At 72.0% G+C, this 14,740-nt stretch carries 12 protein-coding genes; 8 read left to right on the forward strand and 4 right to left on the reverse strand.

The features are described 5' to 3' along the window. Positions 1–6 precede the first annotated feature (6 nt). From ACQP26_RS00395 to pknB, 6 genes are read left to right on the forward strand one after another with little or no spacing between them, the layout of a single operon-like run. The gene (locus tag ACQP26_RS00395) at positions 7–492 is read left to right on the forward strand and encodes an FHA domain-containing protein FhaB/FipA (RefSeq protein WP_269703220.1); all 486 of its coding nucleotides are present in this window, start codon (positions 7–9) and stop codon (positions 490–492) included. Then, on the forward strand, positions 489–1,934 hold the full coding sequence (locus ACQP26_RS00400) for a protein phosphatase 2C domain-containing protein (protein ID WP_433494640.1): 1,446 nt from the start codon (positions 489–491) through the stop codon (positions 1,932–1,934). Before ACQP26_RS00395 ends, ACQP26_RS00400 begins: the two co-directional genes overlap by 4 nt. A gap of 28 nt (positions 1,935–1,962) precedes the next feature. After that, positions 1,963–3,456 carry an FtsW/RodA/SpoVE family cell cycle protein gene (locus ACQP26_RS00405; protein WP_433494641.1) on the forward strand — a complete coding sequence of 498 codons (1,494 nt, stop codon included), beginning with the start codon at positions 1,963–1,965 and terminating at the stop codon, positions 3,454–3,456. After that, a complete protein-coding gene (locus tag ACQP26_RS00410) occupies positions 3,453–4,961 on the forward strand; it encodes a peptidoglycan D,D-transpeptidase FtsI family protein (protein ID WP_269703216.1) in 1,509 nt (502 codons plus the stop codon). Before ACQP26_RS00405 ends, ACQP26_RS00410 begins: the two co-directional genes overlap by 4 nt. Position 4,962: 1 nt before the next feature. Further along, entirely contained in the window at positions 4,963–6,339 is a 1,377-nt protein-coding gene (locus tag ACQP26_RS00415) for a serine/threonine-protein kinase (protein WP_269703214.1), read from the forward strand. Continuing rightward, the gene (gene pknB, locus ACQP26_RS00420; protein ID WP_433494642.1) at positions 6,336–8,171 is read left to right on the forward strand and encodes a Stk1 family PASTA domain-containing Ser/Thr kinase; all 1,836 of its coding nucleotides are present in this window, start codon (positions 6,336–6,338) and stop codon (positions 8,169–8,171) included. The genes ACQP26_RS00415 and pknB overlap by 4 nt, the downstream gene beginning before the upstream one ends. Before the next feature lie 212 nt (positions 8,172–8,383). On the opposite strand, the gene ACQP26_RS00425 is transcribed toward pknB, so the two are convergent. Genes ACQP26_RS00425 through ACQP26_RS00440 form a run of 4 tightly spaced genes read right to left on the reverse strand, consistent with a single transcriptional unit; the run spans position 8,384 to position 11,837 of the window. Continuing rightward, positions 8,384–9,034, reverse strand: coding sequence for an aminodeoxychorismate/anthranilate synthase component II (locus tag ACQP26_RS00425; RefSeq protein ID WP_269703212.1), 651 nt, complete (start codon positions 9,032–9,034; stop codon positions 8,384–8,386). A 5-nt stretch (positions 9,035–9,039) separates the two neighbouring features. Beyond that, a complete protein-coding gene (locus ACQP26_RS00430; protein ID WP_269703211.1) occupies positions 9,040–9,312 on the reverse strand; it encodes a hypothetical protein in 273 nt (90 codons plus the stop codon). A gap of 3 nt (positions 9,313–9,315) precedes the next feature. Next, complete coding sequence (locus ACQP26_RS00435) at positions 9,316–11,034, reverse strand: class E sortase (RefSeq protein ID WP_433494643.1); 1,719 nt, start codon at positions 11,032–11,034, stop codon at positions 9,316–9,318. Beyond that, on the reverse strand, positions 11,031–11,837 hold the full coding sequence (locus ACQP26_RS00440; protein ID WP_269703208.1) for a DUF881 domain-containing protein: 807 nt from the start codon (positions 11,835–11,837) through the stop codon (positions 11,031–11,033). The genes ACQP26_RS00435 and ACQP26_RS00440 overlap by 4 nt, the downstream gene beginning before the upstream one ends. Positions 11,838–12,067: 230 nt before the next feature. Here ACQP26_RS00440 and ACQP26_RS00445 point away from each other — a divergent pair, with 230 nt between their 5' ends. Both ACQP26_RS00445 and ACQP26_RS00450 read left to right on the forward strand, forming a co-directional pair. Then, positions 12,068–12,331, forward strand: a complete 264-nt coding sequence (locus ACQP26_RS00445; RefSeq protein ID WP_269703207.1) for a cell division protein CrgA — start codon at positions 12,068–12,070, stop codon at positions 12,329–12,331. 179 nt (positions 12,332–12,510) lie between these two features. Further along, on the forward strand, positions 12,511–14,709 hold the full coding sequence (locus tag ACQP26_RS00450; RefSeq protein WP_433494644.1) for a (Fe-S)-binding protein: 2,199 nt from the start codon (positions 12,511–12,513) through the stop codon (positions 14,707–14,709). Positions 14,710–14,740 lie beyond the last annotated feature (31 nt).

Here is a 14,740-nt window from a genome sequence, read left to right on the forward strand (position 1 = left end):
CCCGCGTTGCCGGAACTGGTCATCACCGTCGCCCGGTTCGGGTTCCTGATCCTGCTGTGGATCTTCGTGTTCACGGTGGTCGGCGTGATCCGCCGGGACCTCTTCGCCGGTGCCCGGTCGGGCAAGCTGGTGGCCGCGCCGCGGGGGATCGGCGCGTCGACCGGGCAGCCGGGGAAGCCGGCGAAGGCCAAGCGCGGCCGGGCCGCCCACCAGTTGGTGGTCACCGCCGGTCAGCTCGCCGGCACCCGGATCACGCTCGGAGAGGCCCAGATCACCATCGGTCGGGCGGAGGACTCGACCCTGGTGATCACCGACGACTACGCCTCGGCGCGACACGCCCGGCTGGTGCCCCGCGAAGGGCAGTGGTACGTCGAGGACCTCGGATCGACTAACGGCACCTATCTCGATCGCGCTAAGGTCACCGGACCAACCCCCGTCCCCCTCGGCGTGCCGATCCGGATCGGCCGCACTTCCCTCGAATTACGGCCATGACTCTGACCCTGCGCTACGCGGCCCACAGCGACCGCGGTCTGATCCGAGACGGCAATCAGGATTCCGTCTACGCCGGACCGCGGCTGCTCGCCGTGGCCGACGGCATGGGCGGCATGGCCGCCGGTGACGTCGCCAGCAACATCGTCATCGGTGCCATGGCGCCCCTCGACGAGGACGTCCCCGGTGACGCCCTGGTCGACGCGCTCCGCTCCGCCGTGGGCACCGCCAACCAGCAGCTCCGCGACACCGTGGACGCCAACCCGCAGCTGGAGGGGATGGGCACCACGCTCACCGCGACCCTCTTCTCCGGCAGCAAGCTCGGGATGGTCCACATCGGTGACTCGCGGGCCTATCTCCTGCGCAACGGCGAGTTCGCGCAGATCACCAAGGACGACACGTACGTCCAGATGCTCGTCGACGAGGGCCGGATCAGCGCGGAGGAGGCGAGCAGCCACCCCCAGCGCTCGCTGCTCACCCGGGCGCTCGACGGCCGCGACATCGACCCGGAGTACAGCGTCCGCCAGGTGCTGCCCGGCGACCGCTACCTGATCTGCTCCGACGGGCTCTCCGGCGTGGTGAGCGCGGAGACCATCGCGGACACCATGCGGGAGTACCCCGACCCGCAGCGGTGCGTGGAACGCCTGGTGCAGCTCGCGCTGCGCGGCGGCGGCCCGGACAACATCACCGTGATCATCGCCGACGCCACCGACCAGGACATCGTCGAGGCGTCCCCGATCGTCGGCGGCGCCGCCGCCCGCGACCGGGGCATGGCGACCTCGGCCGACGACTCCACCCCGGCGGCCCGCGCCTCGGCGCTGTCCGCCCCCCGGCCGCCCGCGCCGGAGGAGCCGGTGGACAACCGCGACGACGAGCCCGAGGGGCGTCGCCGCCGGCCGCTGCGTACCGTCGCCATGGTGCTGGCGCTCGCGGTGATCGTCGGCGGTGGCGTGTTCGGCGGCTGGACGTACACCCAGCGGCAGTACTACGTCGGCGCCACCGACGACGGCCAGCTCGCGGTCTTCCGCGGGGTGCCCGGCCAGGTGGCCGGGCTGGACCTGTCGAACGTGCACGCGCGCAGCGGCGCCCGGCTCGACGACCTCACCCTGGCCGCCCAGGAGCGGGTGAAGCAGGGCATCCAGGCCCGCAACGAGCCGGACGCGGAGCGCCGGCTGGCGGAGCTGACCAGCGACGACCCGGCGAACCCGAACCTCAAGCCGCTCTGCCCGCCCGACCCGTCGCCCGGCCTGTCCACCAGCCCGACTCCGGTGGCGACGGCGGGTGCGCCGACCCCGTCGGCGGGCGGCAGCGCCGTACCGTCGCCGCCGGTCGCCGGCTCACCGACCGCCGGCGCCCCGTCTCCGACGTCGCCCATCACGCCCGACGCCGTACCCTCCGACACCGTTCCGCCGGCCGACCCGGCGGGTTGCCGGTCGCCGGAGTGAGTGCCGGCTCGATCCCGAGGACGTATCCGTGACCGCAGCCGCCGTACCGGCCGCCTCGCCCGCTTCGACGGGCGAGCAGTCCGGCGTACGCCTGGCCCGGTCCCGGCGTAACGCCGAGCTGTCCCTGCTCCTGCTCGCCATGGTGCTCGTGGCGGCGTACGCGGCGATGGTCGAGGCGAAGGCGCTGGACACGATCACGCCCGACTTCTGGATCCCGGCCGCCGCGCTGGGGCTGGTCTTCCTCGGCCTGCACCTGGTGATCCGCTGGCTGGCGCCGTACGCCGATCCGGCGCTGCTGCCGGCGGTGGCGCTGCTCAACGGCATCGGGGTCGGCTTTCTGCGCCGGTACGACCTGGCCAAGGCCACGCCCGCAGAGCGGGAGGACCTGGCCATCTTCGCCGGCACCGGTGGCCGGCAGCTCGCCTGGACGCTGGCCGCCGTGGTGCTGGCGGCCGGGCTGCTGGCGATCCTGCGCGACCACCGTTCGCTGTCCCGGTACGCGTACACCCTGGGCCTGGCCGGCATCGTGCTGGTGATGATCCCGGCGTTGCTGCCGTCGCGGTTCTCCGAGATCAACGGCGCCAAGCTCTGGATCATCGTGCCCGGCCTGGGGCAGATCCAGCCGGGTGAGTTCGCCAAGCTGACCCTGCTGACGTTCTTCGCCTACTACCTGGTGCGCAAGCGCGAGGTGCTCTCGCTCGCGAGCCGGCGGGTGCTGGGCATCGACTTCCCGCGCGGGCGCGACCTCGGCCCGGTGCTCGTGGTGTGGCTGGTCAGCCTCCTGGTCCTGATCTTCGAGAAGGACCTGGGCACGTCGCTGCTCTACTTCGGCATGTTCGTGGTGACGCTCTACATCGCCACCGAGCGGGTGAGCTGGCTGCTCATCGGTCTGATCCTGTTCTTCGGCGGCGCCTACCTGGCGTACGTGCTGGGCAGCACCGTGGGCGGCCCGTTCGCGAACTTCTACGACCGGGCGCAGATCTGGCTGGACCCGTTCGCCGAGCCGTACGACAGGGGTTACCAGCTGGTGCAGGGGCTGCTCACGCTCGGCACCGGCGGCCTGTTCGGGGCCGGGCCGGGCGGCGGCCAGCCGGCACTGCTGCCCGAGGTGCAGACCGACTTCATCTTCGCCGGCATCGGTGAGGAGATCGGCCTGTTCGGTCTCTCCGCGCTGCTCGTGATCTACCTGCTGATCGTGGAGCGGGGCCTGCGGGCCGCGCTGGCGGTGCGGGACTCGTTCGGCAAGCTGCTCGCCGGTGGTCTGGCGTTCACGCTGGGCCTGCAGGTCTTCGTCATCGTCGGCGGCATCAGCAAGCTCATCCCGCTGACCGGTCAGACCACCCCGTTCCTGTCCGCCGGTGGCTCCTCGCTGATGGCGAACTGGCTGCTCATCGCGGTGCTGCTGCGGGTCTCCGACGGCGCCCGCCGACCGGTGACCGGCGGCCGTGGTCCGGCCGCCCGGCCCGCCGGTGGTCCGCCCGAGCAGTTGCACGGCGCCCAGACGGAGGTGATCCGGCCGTGAACGCCCCCCTGCGCCGCGTCGGCGTGGTCGTGATGGTCCTGTTCGGGCTGCTGTTCGCGAACCTGAACTGGATCCAGGCCTACAAGGCCGACGAGTACCGCAACAGCGACTACAACGGCCGGGTCCAGGTCGCCGAGTACGACCGCAAGCGCGGCAACATCGAGGTCGGTGGCACCGCGTACGCGGTCAGCAAGGAGACCGGCGGTGAGCTGAAGTACCAGCGCACCTACCCGGGCGGGGCGATGTACGCGCACGTGCTCGGCTGGAAGCCGGTCAACGGCAGCGCGAGCGGCATCGAGCGGGTGGAGAACGACTTCCTGGCCGGCACCAGCGACGCGCTCATCGCCAGCCGGATCAAGGACATGTTCACCGGTGACGAGACCGGTGGCGGCAACGTGCTGCTGACGCTCTCCAAGCGGGCCCAGGAGACGGCGTTCAAGCAGTTGAACGACAACCAGGTCGGCGCGACCAAGGGCGCGGCCATCGCGATCGACCCGCGTACCGGCGCGGTGCAGGCGCTCGTCTCCATGCCGAGCTTCGACCCGAACCCGCTGGCCAGCCACAACAGCACCGAGGCGGACCGGGCGTACAACACGCTGGAGAAGGACAAGGACCGCCCGCTGGCGAACCGGGCACTGTCCGAGACGCTGCCCCCGGGCTCCACCTTCAAGATCATCATGGCCGCGGCGGCGCTGGAGAACGGCGTCGGGCAGCAGACCCGCATCCCGGCCGGCTCCAGCTACACCGCGCCCGGTGCCGGCCAGCCGATCCGCAACGCCGCGCCGTCGATCTGCCCCGAGTCGCAGGTCACTTTGCGGGAGGCGGTGACCGAGTCCTGCAACACCGGCTTCGCCCAGCTCGGCGTCCGCCTCGGCGCCGACAAGGTCAAGGAGAAGGCGAAGCAGTTCGGCTTCGAGCAGGAGGACCTCAACGTCGGCCAGCTCGGCGAGGGCGGCCTGTCGGTGGCGGCCAGCCGCACCGGCGACATGCAGAACCCGGACGGCAGCACCGACCAGGCCGCGCTGGCGCAGTCCTCGATCGGCCAGAACAACGTGCGGATGACCCCGTTGCAGGGCGCGATGATCGCCGCCGCGGTGGCCAACAAGGACGGCAAGCAGATGCGTCCCTACCTGGTCAAGCAGCTGCTCGGGCCGGACCGCACCACCGTCTACGACGCCGCCCAGCCGCGCGAGCTGCGCCGCCCGATCAGCGGTCAGGTCGCCGCCGACCTGCGCGACATGATGCAGAACGTGGTGAAGGAGGGCACCGGTCGCCGGGCCGCCATCGACGGCTACGTCGTCGGCGGCAAGACCGGTACCGCCCAGTCCGGCCCGAACACCCCGGACCACGGCTGGTTCATCGGCTTCGCGCTGGACAAGGACGGCACGCCGCTCTCCGCGGTCTGCGTCGAGCTGGAGCAGGCGGGCAACGGCGGCAGCGCCGAGGCGGCCCGTATCGCCGGCCGGATCATGGCGGCGGCGATCGCCGACTCCGGGAGGCGCTGACGTGCTCGGTCCGGGAGTGAAGCTCGGCAACCGCTACCGCCTCGACGAGCGGATCGCCAGCGGTGGCATGGGCGACGTGTGGCGCGGCACCGACCAGGTGCTGGGCCGTACCGTCGCGGTCAAGAGCCTGCTCCCGGCGCTGCTGGACGAACCCGGCTTCGCCGAGCGGTTCCGCGGCGAGGCGCGGACCATGGCCACCATCAACCACCCGGGCGTGGTCGACGTCTACGACTTCGGCAGCGACCAGCACATCGCGTTCCTGGTGATGGAGTACGTCGAGGGCGACGCGCTCTCCGCCACGCTCAGCCGGGTCGGCCGGCTCACCCCGGCCCGCACGATGGCACTGATGGCCCAGGCCGCCGACGCGTTGCACGCGGCGCACGAGAAGGGCATCGTGCACCGCGACGTGAAGCCCGGCAACCTGCTGGTCCGGCCGAACGGCACGCTCGTGCTCACCGACTTCGGCATCGCCCGCTCGGAGCTGGTCGGCCAGCTCACCGCGGCCGGCTCGGTGCTCGGCACCGCCTCGTACATCTCGCCGGAGCAGGCCACCGGCGCGGTCGCCACCCCCGCCTCGGACGTCTACGCGCTGGGTGTCGTGGCGTACCAGTGCCTGGCCGGCCGTCGCCCGTTCGAAGGGGACAACCCGCTCGAGATCGCCATGAAGCACGTGCGGGACACTCCGCGGGCGCTTCCGGCCGACATCCCGCCCCAGGTCCGGGCGATCGTGGAGCGGGCCATGGCGAAGGACCCGGCCGCGCGCTGGCCCAGCGCCGCCGCGCTGGCGAGCATCGCCCGGCAGGCCAAGCTCGCGCTCTCCCAGGCGGCCCGCTCCGGGCACCCGATCTCCGGCGTACCCGCCTCGCCGGCCGCGCCCGTCGCGCGGGCGCAGGTGCCGACCGCCGTGCCGCGTCCGCAACCGCCGGCCGCCGCCCCGCGCCCGCAGCCCCGGCCGCCCGTGTCCCCGGCGCGCCCGCCTGTCATGCCGCACCCGGCCGTGGTCGCACACCCCGCCCCACGTCCGCCGGTGGCGCCGCGCGGCGCGGCCCCCGTCCCGCAGCCACGCCCGGTGCCCCCGCACAACCCCATGGGGTACGCCCGACCGCCCGTCGCCGCGCCGCCCCGGCGCTCCCGGTCCGGGCTGTGGACGACGGCGATCGTGGTGGCCGTGCTGGTCATCCTCTGTTCGGGCGTGATTTCGTTCCTGTACCGGAAATACGGTGATACCGCAGCCGCCCCGGCGAGTGTGAGCGTGACCTCCGGCGCGGTGCGGGCGTACGGAGGCGACTATCCGGTCCGCACGTCGTACCGTCGTGAGGTACGCCTCCTGCCGGCCGGCGGCGGTACGACGACGAGCGAAGGACGAGAGACGCGATGACAGCGCAGGCCCGCCTGCTCGGTGGCAGGTATCAGGTCGGCGAGCTGCTGGGCTACGGCGGCATGGCCGAGGTGCACCGCGGCCGTGACCTCCGGCTCGGGCGGGATGTCGCGATCAAGATGCTCCGTGCCGATCTGGCCCGGGATGCCACCTTCCAGATGCGGTTCCGCCGTGAGGCGCAGAACGCCGCCTCCCTCAACCACCCGGCCATCGTCGCCGTCTACGACACCGGTGAGGAAACCGGCCCCACGGGCGAGACCCTGCCGTTCATCGTGATGGAGTTCGTCAACGGCCGGACCCTCAAGGAGGTCCTGGGCGTCGAGGGGCGGCTCCAGCCGCGCCGGGCGCTGGAGATCTGCGCCGACATGTGCGCGGCGCTGGAGTTCAGCCACCGGCACGGGATCATCCACCGGGACATCAAGCCCGGAAACGTGATGCTCACCCAGACCGGCCAGGTCAAGGTGATGGACTTCGGCATCGCCCGGGCGCTGGCCAGCGGCGCCACCACGATGACGCAGACCAGCGCGGTCATCGGCACCGCGCAATACCTGTCTCCCGAGCAGGCGCGCGGTGAGGCGGTCGACGCCCGCTCCGACGTCTACGCGGCCGGCTGCGTGCTGTTCGAGCTGCTCTGCGGCCACCCGCCGTTCGTCGGGGACAGCCCGGTCAGCGTCGCGTACCAGCACGTGCGGGAGCAGCCGCCGACGCCGAGCACGATCAACCCGGACGTCAACCCCGCTGTTGACGCCATCGTGCTCAAGGCGCTGTCGAAGAACCCGCTCAACCGCTACCAGAGCGCCGGCGAGATGCGGGCCGATCTGCTCCGCGCCGCCGCCGGGCGGCCGGTGCTCGCCACCCCGGTGATGCCGGCCGACGAGACCATGCCGATGGGCGCCGCCGCGGGTGGTGGCTACCACCAGGCGCAGCAGACCCAGATGATGGGCCCGCAGACCCGCCAGCAGCCGGTGGCGCGGGTCGGTGACCCGGGCAAGCGCAAGAGCTCGTCCTGGGTCATCGCCGCGTTCGCCGCGCTCGGCGTGCTGGCGGTGATCGCGCTCGGCACCGCGCTCTGGCTCAACCAGGCCGGCAACGAGAAGGTGTCGGTGCCGCAGGTGGTGGGCCGCACGCAGGCCGAGGCGCAGGCGGCGCTCACCCAGGCCGGGCTGCGGTTCGCCACGGGTGACCCGGTGCAGAACACCGACTGCCAGAAGGGCTCGGTGGTCGACCAGAGCCCGTCGTTCGGCCAGCGGGTCGAGAAGGACACCGAGGTCACCGTCAACGTCTGCACCGGCCCCGGCCAGGTGACCATCCCCACCAACCTGACGGGTGGCACGTACGACGCCGCGAGCGACCGTCTGACCGAACTCAAGCTGATCCCGGTGCGCGAGGACGTCAACAACAGCGCGCAGAAGGGCCAGGTCGTCGACGTCTCACCGAAGGAAGGCAGTGCGGTCGCCGAGGGCAGCAAGGTGACGCTCAAGGTCTCCCGGGGCAACGTCAGCGAGGTGCCGAACGTCCGCGGTTACACCGAGGAGCAGGCGAGGCAGCGGCTCAAGGAGGCCGGCTACGAGGTCCGGGTCCGGGAGGGCAACGAGGTCGAGCCGTCCCAGGCGGGCAAGGTGAGCAGCCAGTCGCCGTCCGCCGGGACCAGCCTGGCCAAGGGCGAGCGGGTGACCATCGAGGTCGACGTGCCGCGCGAGGAGGAGGAGCCGACCAGCCCGACGCCGAGCGGCTCCCCCAGCACGTCCCCGAGCACGCCGGGCAACGGTGGTGGCGGCGGCGGCAGCGGCTTCCCGTTCCCGCCCGTGGCCCCGACCCGTACCGACCGCTGACCACCATCTGACGCACGACGCGGCGGCGTCCCCGATCCCCGGGGCCGCCGCCGCACCCATTCTCGCGGCCCCCATTCCGTTGCCCCCATTTCCCCGTCGATCATGAAGTAGACGGCATTCGGCGTCCGATTTGTCCCCGTCAACTTCATGATCGACGGAGCAATGGGGCAGGGGGCGGGGAGGCGCGGGGTGGGAGGGGTGCGGCGGGTGGATCAGGCCGGGGAGAAGGCGGCCTGGCGGCGGGCGTCCACCTCGGCGGCCAGCTCCGGGGCCCGCTCCAGCGCCGCGGGGTAGCCGCAGGCGGCCAGCCAGTTCGCCAGCATCAGGTGACCGCCCTCGGTCAGCACCGACTCCGGGTGGAACTGCACGCCCTCGATCGGCAGCGTGCGGTGCCGCATCGCCATCACCACGCCGGAAGCGGTGCGGCCGGTGACCTCCAGCTCGTCGGGCAGCGTCTCGGGCAGGACGGCCAGCGAGTGGTAGCGGGTGGCGGTGAACGGGTCGGGCAGGCCGGCGAGCACGCCCACACCGTCGTGGCGTACCTCAGAGGTCTTGCCGTGCAGCAGTTCCGGGGCGCGGGCGACTGTCGCGCCGAACGCCTCGCCGATCGCCTGGTGACCGAGGCAGACGCCGAAGATCGGGAGCTTGCCGGCGTACTCGCGGATCACGTCCAGGCAGATGCCGGCGCGGTCCGGGCTGCCGGGACCGGGCGACAGCAGGACACCGGCGGCACCGGCCCGGCCCACCTCGGCGACGTCGATCTCGTCGTTGCGCCGCACCTCGCAGTCGGCCCCGAGCTGGCCGAGATACTGCACGAGGTTGAAGACGAACGAGTCGTAGTTGTCGATCACCAGTACGCGCATCGCTGTCACCTGTTCGGGGTGGGGGGTGGGGCGTTGTTCGTCTCGGTGCTGTACGGCAGCTCCTCCTCGCCGGGCAGCCCGGTCGGTTCGGTGATCCCACCGTCCCCGGGTACGCCGGAGTCCTGGGTGACCTGCACGTCGTCGAAGGGCAGCAGCGGCTCGGCCCACGGGAACACCACGAACCAGAGCAGCGCGACGGTGGCGGTGGCCAGCACCAGCGAGCCGATCAGCTTGCCGGGCAGCCCGAACGGCAGCTTGCGCCAGATCCACGAGTACACGGCTCACGCCTCCAGTTCGGCCGGGCGGCCCGCCGACTTGGCCTGGGTGTGGTCCAGCCGGGCGTGGATGATCAGCCGCTGGTAGTTGTCGAACTTCGGGTTGCAGGTGGTGAGCGTGAGCAGCTTCTCGGTGGGCTTCTGACCCGGCTTGCCGGGCACCGGCGCGACCACCTCCACCTGGGACGGCTTGACGATCCGCTGCTGGTAGACCCGGTAGACGAGCCACTCCGTCTTGGTCTCGACCACAATCGGGTCGCCGGTGGCCATCTCGTCCAGCCGCCAGAACGTGGAGCGGATCCGGTGGCCGGCGACGGAGAAGTTGCCCACCTCGCCGGGCATGGCACTGTCCGGGTAGCGGCCCGGCGCGTACCGGATGTCGTCCGGGCTGACCCCCTCGACCACCACCCAGTGCTTGTCGAACTTGGGGATGTAGAGGCCGGCGACCGGCCTGCCCTCGGCCGGTGGCTTCGGCTTCACCGTCGGCCCGGTGGTCGGGCCGACCGTCGGGTCCGCCGCCGCGTCCCACTCCTGGGCGAGCTGGCTGCTCAGGTCGTTCTGGTGGGCCTCGACGATGACCGCCTTGCCCCAGATCTCGTACCCGGCGAAGAGGAGCACCACCAAGCCGAACGTGATCAGCAGTTCACCGGTGCCGCGGACGACAGTGCGCAGCCGGGAGCCGACGGTGGGGCGGGTCAGCTCGGAGTAGACGCTGCGGTATCCGTCGCCGGTCTGCTCGGGTCGCAGTTGCACCACCCGCTCGCCGCGCCGGGGGCGAGGCGGCTCGGCGGGCGGCTCACCGCCACCACCGCCACCACCGCCGTCGTCCGGCGGCGGGGGCACCGCGCCCATCAGCCCGGTGGCGTCCAGGTGAGGGTCCCTCGGCGGCCGGGTGACGGCGGGCAGCACCGTGGTGGCTCCGGGATCGACCGGAGGATTCCGGTCCGCGCCGGCCGGTCCACCGAAACGGGGTACGCCGGGCGGCCGTTCCTCACCCCCCGCCGGTCGGCGACCGGCCTCCGGCGGGCGTCCGCCGGTCTCCCCCGGGCGGGCGCCTGCCTGTGGTGGTTGTCCACCACGGCCACCGCGTTCGGGCGGGATCGCCCCACCGGTGAAGTGGCGGACGGCGTTGTGCGGTGCCGGCCCGTAGGGCCCCGGTCCCGCCGGACGGTCACCCGGCAGGGTCGGAACGTCGCCGGGTGCGGCCGGGCGCATCCCGGGGGCGCTGCCGCCCCGGGGTGCCGGCCCCTGGGGTGCGGGACCGTTCTGCGCCGGCCTATGACGCGCGGGACTGTGCTGTGCGGGACCGTTCTGCGCGGGACTGTGCTGCGCTGGGCCGTTCTGCGCCGGCCCGTGGTGCCCGGCCCCCTGGTGCGCCGGGCCGGCCGTACCCCTGCGGGGAAGCTCACTCGCCGGCGGGCGGAACCGGGGGTCGGACTCCGGGCGGGAGGCGCTCGCCTGCTGGTGCGCCTGGCTCCCCGGCCACGGCGGCGGCGGAGCGATCGGCGGGCCGGTCCGTGGCGGGGCGGACGGCGGTGGAGCGGGCAGCCGCGTGTCCGGGCTGCGTCGGGCCGGGGCGGTGTGTGCCGGACCGGCGTCGGGCCAGGGCAGGTCGAGCGGGGGTGGCGACGCCGGGGCCGGGCGCTCGACCCGGGACAGGAACGCGGTCGGCTCCTCCTCCCGGCGGTCGTGGCCGGCGCGTTCCCGGGGGTCGCCGCCGGTCACCGGGGCACCGTCGCCGACTGCAACGCGGTGGAGTCCTCGAACGCCGGCACGGTGACTGTGGAGACGCGCTCGACATACCCGAGCTGGTAGTGCTCGGCCACTTCCTTGAACACCCGCACTCCCTCAGAGGCGGCGAGCGCCCGCTGGAGTTCCGCGGGATCGCCGATTGCCACGATCTTGAAAGGAGGGGAGTACACCCGGCCGTGCAGCAGCAGGGTGTTACCGACGCAGCGTACCGCGCTGGTGCTCAGGACGCGGACGTTCATGATTGACATGGCCTCGGCGCCACCGGCCCAGAGCGCGTTGACGACCGCCTGCACGTCGCCTTGGTGCACCACCAGGTCGTCGTTGCTGGCGCCCTTCGGCAGCGGCTGGTCGGGCCGGCGGTCGGCGTCGTTCAGCTCGACTGTCACGCCGTTGCCGGTCAGCGCGGTGAAGCCGGCGCCCTGCCGGCTCGCGGCGGCCCGGTCCCGTTCGGTCTTGATCGGCCCGTCGGCACCGGCGAGCGCGGCGGTCTGCTCCTCCACCTCGGCGCGGAGCCGGGCGGCCTTCGCCTCGCTGGCGGCGACCTCCTCACGGCGGTCCTCGATCAGCTGGGTGAGCTGGGGCCGGCGGTCCTCACGCAGGGAAGTGCCACCAGCGGTGGTGGCGGTCGTGGTGAAGAGCAGACCGGCCGCGGCGGCGATCAGGGGTACGCCGACGGACCAGCCCGCGCGGCGCTGGCGTGCGCGCCGGGGCAGCAGGGCGGCTGCCGCGCGGCGGAGGACCTTCTGCCAGGAGGCGGCGCCGGACGTGTACTCCACCGGGCGTTCCCTTTCCCGTCGTCTCGTTCCGGCCCGCGCCGGTGCGAGCCGACCTGCTCGACCCGGAAAGTCCGCTCTTTCCGGTTACTGAGTGCACCGTCCTGGCCCCATTCATGGCCTGGACGGTCCGTCGGGACTACGCTAGCTGTCGAACATTATTGGCCATGGACCGTCGCCCTCGCGCCCGGTTGTCAGGCCGGACGAGGTCGTACCCCCCTCTGGAGAGCGTCGTGCCCAAGTCTCAGGTCCGCAAGAAGAAGGTGTACACCCCGCCGACGGACGTACGTCCGACGGCGACGGCGTCGACGCGCAAGCCTAGCCCGATCTGGCTGCCGTTCACGGCGGTCTCGTTGATCGTGGTGGGCATCGGCTGGCTGGTGGTCTACTACCTGTCCGAGCAGGCGTACCCGGTCGCCAGTTGGGGTTACTGGAACCTCGCCGTGGGCTTCGGCGCGATGGTCTCGTCGCTGATCCTGCTCTCCCGCTGGCGCTGATCCGGCGCTGCCCCACCCCGGCGTAGGTCACGCCACGCCGCCCCTGCCCGGCGCTTCGACGCCGCTCCACCTAAGGTGTGCGCAGGGCGGCGTGGCCTGGTGCGAGAAGACTCACGTTACTGCTGGGTAACCTTGCGCGTAGGCTGCACGGACAAGCAGCAGACCGGGAGGCCAACTCGATGGGCAGCGTCCAGATCGTCACCACGATCCTCGCGGCCGCCATCACCGCCGTTGCGGTGTGGCTCGCGGTACGCGCGGTCATGCAGATGACCGCCGTCATCCGGCTCGGCCAACCTGCGCCGGAACGGTTCGGCGACAAGGGCGCGCGTACGAAGAAGATGCTGGTGGAGACCGCCGGTCACACCCGCATGCTCAAGTGGAGCGTGGTCGGCGCGGCCCACTGGTTCGTGATGGTCGGCTTCATCGTGCTGTCGCTGCTGGTGCTGGAGGCCTACTTCGAGGTGGTCTCCACCGGCGGCGGCCTGCCGATCATCGGGCACTGGACGATCTTCGGTCTGGTCACCGAGTGGATCGGCATCCTCGGCCTGGTCGGGATTCTGGTGCTGATGGCGATCCGGCTGCGCAACCGGCCGGGCCGCGCGGAGAACCGCTCCCGGTTCACCGGCTCGACCATGTGGCAGGGCTACTTCGTCGAGTGGGTCGTCCTGCTGGTCCTGATCTTCGGGTTCGTGATCCGGGGCTTCAAGGTCGCCACCGACCACTTCGAGTACCCGGTCTGGGCCGCCCCGCTCAGCCACGCGGTCGGTTCGGTGCTCCCGAACTGGGAGGCCGGCGTCAGTGTGGCCGCCCTCATCAAGATCTGCATCTCGATGACCTGGCTCATCGTGATCTCGCTGAACGTCACCATGGGCGTGGCCTGGCACCGCTTCCTGGCCTTCCCGAACATCTTCTTCAAGCGCGACCCGGAGAAGGCGGCCGGCTCCGGCCTGGGCCCGCTGCGCCCGATGACCAGCGAGGGCAAGCCGCTCGACTTCGAGGAGGCCGACCCGGAGAAGGACCAGTTCGGTGTCGCCCAGGTCGAGCAGTTCAGCTGGAAGGGCCTGCTCGACTTCAGCACCTGCACCGAGTGCGGCCGCTGCCAGTCGCAGTGCCCCGCCTGGAACACCGGCAAGCCGCTGTCGCCGAAGCTGCTGGTGCTGAGCCTGCGCGACCACGCGTACGCCAAGGCGCCGTACCTGCTGGCCGGTGGCGGCAAGGACCTCACCGGCGAGGAGAAGGCCACCGAGGCGCAGCTCGCCCACATGGACGTGCTGGCCCTGGCCGAGGCGGACCGGCCGCTGATCGGCACCGCCGAGGAGGGCGGTGTCATCGACCCGGACGTGCTCTGGTCCTGCACCACCTGCGGCGCCTGCGTCGAGCAGTGCCCGGTCGACATCGAGCACGTGGACCACATCGTCGACATGCGCCGCTACCAGGTGCTGATCGAGTCGAGCTTCCCGTCCGAGGCCGGCGTCATGCTCCGCAACCTGGAGAACAAGGGCAACCCGTGGGGTGCCCCGCAGAACACCCGCGAGGACTGGACCAAGGGCCTCGGGTTCGAGGTGCCGCGCGTCGGCGAGGTCGACGACTTCGAGTACCTGTTCTGGGTCGGCTGCGCCGGCGCGTTCGAGGACCGGGCCAAGAAGACCACCCGCGCGGTCGCCATGCTGCTCAACGAGGCGGGCGTCAAGTTCGCCATCCTCGGTGAGGGCGAGACCTGCTCCGGTGACCCGGCCCGGCGGATCGGCAACGAGTTCGTCTTCCAGATGCTCGCCCAGCAGAACGTCGAGACGCTCAACGAGGCGTTCGAGGGCCGGGAGAAGAGCAAGCGCAAGATCGTCGCCACCTGCCCGCACTGCTTCAACACCCTGGGCAACGAGTACGGCCAGCTCGGCGGCGAGTTCGAGGTGGTCCACCACACCCAGCTGCTGGCCCACCTGGTCAGCGCCGGCAAGCTCACCCCGGTCCAGCCGGTCGACGGCGGCGTGACCTACCACGACCCGTGCTACCTGGGCCGTCACAACCGGATCTTCGCCGCTCCGCGCGAGGTGCTCGGCGATTCGATCCAGGGCGAGCTGACCGAGATGCCGCGCAACAGCGAGCGCTCCTTCTGCTGCGGCGCCGGCGGTGCCCGGATGTGGATGGAGGAGAAGATCGGCAAGCGGATCAACGTGGACCGGGTCGAGGAGGCCATGGCCACCGGCGCGAAGACCATCGCGGTCGGCTGCCCGTTCTGCTCGACGATGCTCAACGACGGCGTGAACGGCAAGGGCGCCGGCGAGGACGTCGAGGTGGTCGACGTGGCGAGCGTGCTGCTGCGCTCGGTCAAGCCCGAGGCCCCGGCCGGTGAGCCGGAGATCGCGCCGACCGCGAGCTGAGGCGTACACCCGGCGGAAGCCGGACCACGAC

It is taken from the genome of Micromonospora sp. CA-248089, from assembly GCF_050948515.1.
Classification (GTDB): Bacteria; Actinomycetota; Actinomycetes; order Mycobacteriales; family Micromonosporaceae; genus Micromonospora.